This window comes from Mesorhizobium sp. M2C.T.Ca.TU.002.02.1.1 (genome assembly GCF_003997225.1).
The window spans coordinates 1-5,560 of record NZ_RZTO01000400.1; the positions used below are offsets into that span (position 1 = coordinate 1).

Genomic DNA, 5,560 nt, shown 5'->3' on the forward strand with positions numbered 1-5,560 from the left:
GTGTGGCTAGGTCCGGCCATGCTGGTCCGGCTGGGCCGTGATTTGCCGAAAGATGTCGAAAGGAAGCCGATCTGTCGACCGGCACTGAGAAAGTGTGGATGAGGCGACTGGCACGATTTTTCGCGCTGGCGGGCGTTGCCGTGGCGCTGGCCAGCTGCCAGATGTTCACGCCGCCTGACGTGCAGGAGAGCGGCTTCCAGCCTTCCGACAAGCCGATCACCGTCGACAACGTCGTCGCCAACGCCAAACTCGCCGAAATGGCGAAAGCGCAGCATCCACGGATTCTCGCCACATATGGCGGCGAATATTCCGATCCGAAGCTGGAACGCATGGTGGCCAAGGTCGTCGGCAATCTGACGGTGGTGTCGGCCAACCCGACCCAGACCTATCGCATCACCATCCTCAACTCACCCAACGTCAACGCCTTCGCGCTGCCGGGCGGCTATCTTTATGTGACGCGCGGGCTGCTGGCGCTGGCCAACGATTCCTCCGAGCTTGCCGCCGTCATCGCGCATGAGATGGGCCACGTCACCGCCAACCATGGCCTGCAGCGGCAGCAGCTCGAGGCCGAGGAAGGCCTGGCGACCAAGGTGGTTTCCGATGTGCTCGGCGACAGCCCGACGGCCAAGGCGGCGCTGATCCGCGGCAAGCTGAGGCTGGCGCAATTCTCGCGCAACCAGGAACTGCAGGCCGACGCCATCGGCATCAAGTCGATCGGCGAGGCGGGTTACGATCCTTACGCCGCCGGCCGCTTCCTGCAGTCGATGTCGGCTTACACGGATTTCCGCTCGGTCAGCGGCGCCACCGATGCCAGCCTCGACTTCCTGGCGACGCATCCCAACACGCCGCAGCGCATCGAGCTGGCGCAGCGCCTTGCGCGCAATTTCGGCCCGCCCGGCGTCGGCACGCGCGATCGCGACGCATTTCTGGCCGGCATAGACGGCCTGCTTTACGGCGACACGCCGGAAGAAGGCTATGTGCGCGGCCAGACCTTCATGCACCCCAATCTCGGCGTCTCCTTCACGGTGCCGGACGGCTTCGTCATCGACAATTCGGCGGCCGCGGTGACCGCGACCGGGCCGGGCGACATCGCCATCCGCTTCGACGGCGTGGCGATCGACAAGTCGGTCTCGCTCACCGATTACATCCGCAGCGGCTGGGTGGCAGGTCTCGAAGACGCCAGCGTGCGCCAGGAGACGGTCAACGGCAACGAGGCGGCCATGGCGCATGCCAGCGCGCAAGGCTGGCAGTTCGATATCGCGGTGATCCGCGCCGGCGGGCAGGTCTACAGGCTGCTCACGGCGGCACCCTCCGCCAGCACGTCGCTGGACCCGGTCGCGCGCTCGGTCAGCGGCTCCTTCCGCGTGCTAAGCCCGGCCGAGAAGGCGGCGCTGAAGCCGCTGCATATCCGGGTCGTCACCGTCCAGGCCGGCCAGACGATGGGTTCGCTCGCGGCCCAGATGGTCGGCGTCGACCGCAAGCTAGACCTCTTCCGCGTGCTCAACGCCATGTCGCCCGGCGCCAGCGTATCGGCCGGCGACAAGGTCAAGATCGTCACCGACAGGTAAGAAAGGCCGTCAGGCGGCCGGGACTGGCCGACGCTTCGGCCAATCCCACACCCCTCCTCACGGCGATGATCAGCCGTCGCTATTGCCTTTGCCGCCGCGGCCGTTGCTCGGGTGGTCGGAACTATTGCTGCCGCTCCATGGCGCCCGGCCGCTGTCGGTCGGCACTGGATCGGCCGGCTGTGGGACAGGCGCTTTAGGTGGTGTCTTCGGCTTCGGCGCCGGCACGCGGACCACCTTTATTTTCGTGATGACCTTCGGGGCCTTGCACGCCAAGACCACCGGAGCACTACGCGCGGGGCGCGAGGGAAGGCCCAGGATGCCCATCGAGTACACGTCCTGCCGCTCCATGCCGGCCTTGAGGAAAGCCAGCGCGCGGTCCGGGTCGGTGGGCACGCCATTGCGGCCTTCCTTGAAGATCATCGCAAGGTTCTTCATGGCATCGACATGTCCCATCGCCGCTGCCTGGAGCAGCAGGTCGAGCCCCTTGCCGGTATCGCGCTGGACGCCGAGACCGTCGAACAAAGCGCGGCCCCAGACAGCCATGGCGTAGGGGTCTCCCTTGTCGGACGCTTTCGAATAGAGGTCATTCGCCTTCGACAAGTCGACGGAGGCAATAGAGCCGAGCGCGAACAGGGCGCGGATATGTCCCTTGTCCGCGGCCTCCTGGATCGCCTGTCTGGCTTCGTCGATCCTGCCGGATGCCAGAAGCGTCCGCCCCAACTCGTAACGGAAGCGCGCAATGTCGGGATAGGATTTCACCGCCGCCTCGCAGGCTTCGACAGCGCCGCCGCCGATCTCGTTCGGCAAGCGGCCTGGGACGACGCCCTGCAGGTCGAGAGGCTCGCCGGCGGCCTGGTCGCAAGGATCGACGTTTGGCGACAGTTTCACCGTCGCCTGTTTCGCGGCGCTGCCCGCGCGGATCTGGAAGCCGATGTCGACGGGAGCGGCGGAGCCGATCTGCGGCTCGTAGCGCAGATTGCCGACCTCGGTGGCCTTCAGGCTCGACTGCGGCGACAGCACCCGATCCGGAAGGGACAGCGTTCCCGTCGCCGGGTAGCTCGCAAGTTTGAGGCTGACCCCGGCATCCTTGGCGGGGAAATCCAGCTTCAGCGGAACCGGGCCGACGCCGACCGGGACGCGGATGTCGCGATTTCCAATCGCTTCGGCAGCGGCGGCGGCTTCGATTCCGCGCTCCGCCGTCTGCTGATCCTGCTCAGTGTCGGGCGGCGGCGCGGGTTGCTCGGTCCCGCGCATCAGCACGACGTCGTCGATCAGCGATGAGTTCTCCCACGGCACCTGCTTGCCGTTGGTCGCCTTGACCACATCGCGGCGCACGGCCGCCATCACCGAGCGTATCTCCTGGTCCGGCGCCAGCGCACGGTGGGAGAAGGCCGATGAAAACGGGCTGAGGTCGCCGGAGCCGTCATAGGCGACCGCGCCCGGTTCGGTGGCAAAGGCAATCAGCGTGTTCTGCGAACCGGTTACCTGCGCAAGTCCGCTGTCGCCGGCGACGATCAACTGGTCGCGCAGCCAATAGTCCTTGCGTGGGAAGGGATTGTTGCGGCAGGCGTCGAGGATGACCATCTGGATCTTCGATCTCGAGCGCAACTGCCGCAGTATGTCATTGACCTTGATGGCCTGGACTTCCATGTCGGCCGCATCTTTCAGCGACGCATCGACCGGGATCAGGAAATTCTCCCCGCCGATCTGAAAGCCGTGTCCTGAATAATAGACGACCGCCAGGTCGGCCCCGTCCGCTGCCGCCAGGTAGTTGCGGAAACGCTCTTCGAACTGAAGCCTGGTGAGGTCCTTGGCCGCGAAGACCTCGAAGCCGGCCAGCCGGAATGTCTTCGATACATCCTCGGCGTCCTTGTCCGGGTTCTTGAGCGCCGGGATCTCGCGGTATTGCGAATTGCCGATGACGAGGGCAACCCTTCGATCGGCATGCGCTTCGAACGTCGTGAGACCCACGAGGATCAAAGCAGCAAGGAGTGCGCAGCATCGCAGCATGGCAAATCCCCCATGTGTGTGATCTGGAGGCTTCAAAGAGGCCAATTGCGACGCAATGATCTGTTAAAGACCTCACAATCCGGAAGTAGGATGAAGGAAAATTGCCCCCGTGGCGATAATTTTCTTATTTACTAATATCTTATCGTCGAGCGCTGGTTAGCGTCAGGCGGCCTCCGCCAAGAATTCCGGGTTCTGTTTCACCAGGGCCAGCTTCAGCTTTTCCATGGCGCGGGCCTCGATCTGGCGGACGCGCTCCTTGGAGATGCCGAGCTGTTCGCCAAGCGATTCCAGCGTGGCGCCGTCATCGCTCAGCCTGCGCTCCTCGATGATGCGAAGCTCGCGGGCGTTGAGCGCGCCGAGCGCGCTCTTCAGCCAGATGGCCCGGCGCTGGACATCGATCCTTTCGCCGACGATCTCGTCGGGAAGCGGGTCTTCGGAGACCAGGAAATCCATCCGCTCGGCGGCGCCGTTCTCGTCGGCCAAGGGCGCGTTGAGCGAGCTGTCGGGCGAGGACAGGCGCGAATCCATCATCGCCACGTCGGCCTCCGGAACGCCGAGCGCCGCCGAGACCTCGCGGTAGAGCGAAGCATTGGAAAGCGGCTCGGCCCCGTTGGCAAGGCGGGCGCGCAAGCGCCTGAGATTGAAGAAGAGGGCCTTCTGCGCCGAGCTGGTGCCGCCGCGCACGATCGACCAGTTGCGCAGGATATAATCCTGCATCGAGGCGCGGATCCACCAGGTGGCATAGGTCGAGAAGCGCACTTCCCGCGCAGGCTCGAAACGCGCCGCCGCCTCGAGCAAGCCGACATGGCCCTCCTGGATGAGATCGCCGAGCGGCAGGCCGTAATGGCGGAATTTCGAGGCCATGGAGATGACCAGGCGCATATGGGCGACGGTGATCCTGTGCAGCGCGTGCTGGTCGTTCTCTTCCTTCCAGCGGAGCGCAAGCACATGCTCCTCGTCGCGCTCGAGATAGGGAGCCCTCATTGCCGCCCGGACCAGTGTCCGTCCTGCCGCGTCCTCGATCATGCCAGCTCCTGTTGGCGGTGATTGCACCGACGATGGTTGAAAAGACACCGCCACGCCCTACAACAGCGATGCAACGTGTCAGGCGCATGGATGGTTCCGCCGCCCGAGGGGGCAGATGTTGCCAGCGGGAACATTTTGTTATCGGCCGGGGAAAAGCCGGTTAGCGGATTCTCGGGCGATTTTGAGAATCAGATTTCTGGCAGAGCCTATTTTTGAAATCTGGTTCCTTATTTTGCAGCCTTCTATCTGTCAGTTTCCGGCTCTCACAATCGTGCCGGGGCACCGGTCAAAACGGGATCACAGAAAAATGAAATGGCTCAAACCGCTCCTTATCGCCGGAACGCTGCAGGTTCTGGCGATCACCGCCGGCCATGCCGGCGCCAATCTCGACCAGATCAAGCAGGCCGGGGTGTTCAAGGTCGGCACTGAAGGCACCTATGCGCCCTTCACCTATCACGACGAGTCCAACGCGCTGGTCGGCTTCGACGTCGAGATCGCCAAGGCCATCGGCGACAAGCTCGGCGTCAAGGTCGAGTTCCTCGAAGGCAAGTGGGACGGGCTGATCGCCGGCCTCGACGCCAACCGCTACGACGCCGTCATCAACGAGGTCGGCATCACCGATGCGCGCAAGGCCAAGTATGATTTCTCCGATCCCTACATCGCCTCGAAGGCGGTGCTGATCGTGCGCGGCGACAACACCGACATCAAGACCTTCGCCGACCTCAAGGGCAAGAAGTCGGCGCAGTCGCTGACTTCCAATTTCGGCAAGCTCGCCGAGAAGAACGGCGCCGAGCTCGTCGGCACCGACGGCTTCGACCAGTCGATCCAGCTTCTGCTCACCGGCCGCGCCGACGCCACCATCAACGACAGCCTGTCCTTCCTTGATTTCAAGAAGCACAAGCCGGACGCCAATGTGAAGATCGCCGCGCAGGAAGAGAATGCCGATTATTCCGGGG

General features: G+C 64.1%; 4 protein-coding genes. 2 read left to right on the top strand and 2 right to left on the bottom strand.

Going from position 1 to position 5,560, the window contains the following annotated elements:
* Positions 1-98: 98 nt before the first annotated feature.
* Positions 99-1,568: a M48 family metalloprotease gene (locus EOD07_RS20420; RefSeq protein ID WP_127236751.1), complete on the top strand. Its 1,470-nt coding sequence runs from the start codon at positions 99-101 to the stop codon at positions 1,566-1,568.
* Between the two features lie 69 nt (positions 1,569-1,637).
* Here the strand turns inward: EOD07_RS20420 and EOD07_RS20425 are convergent, their stop codons facing one another.
* The gene (locus EOD07_RS20425) at positions 1,638-3,539 is read right to left on the bottom strand and encodes a caspase family protein (RefSeq protein ID WP_245470341.1); all 1,902 of its coding nucleotides are present in this window, start codon (positions 3,537-3,539) and stop codon (positions 1,638-1,640) included.
* Positions 3,540-3,740: 201 nt separating this feature from the next.
* On the bottom strand, positions 3,741-4,604 hold the full coding sequence (locus EOD07_RS20430) for an RNA polymerase factor sigma-32 (protein ID WP_127236753.1): 864 nt from the start codon (positions 4,602-4,604) through the stop codon (positions 3,741-3,743).
* A 307-nt stretch (positions 4,605-4,911) separates the two neighbouring features.
* Here EOD07_RS20430 and EOD07_RS20435 point away from each other — a divergent pair.
* The coding region (locus EOD07_RS20435; RefSeq protein WP_164772381.1) for an amino acid ABC transporter substrate-binding protein at positions 4,912-5,560 on the top strand (649 nt) is incomplete at its 3' end.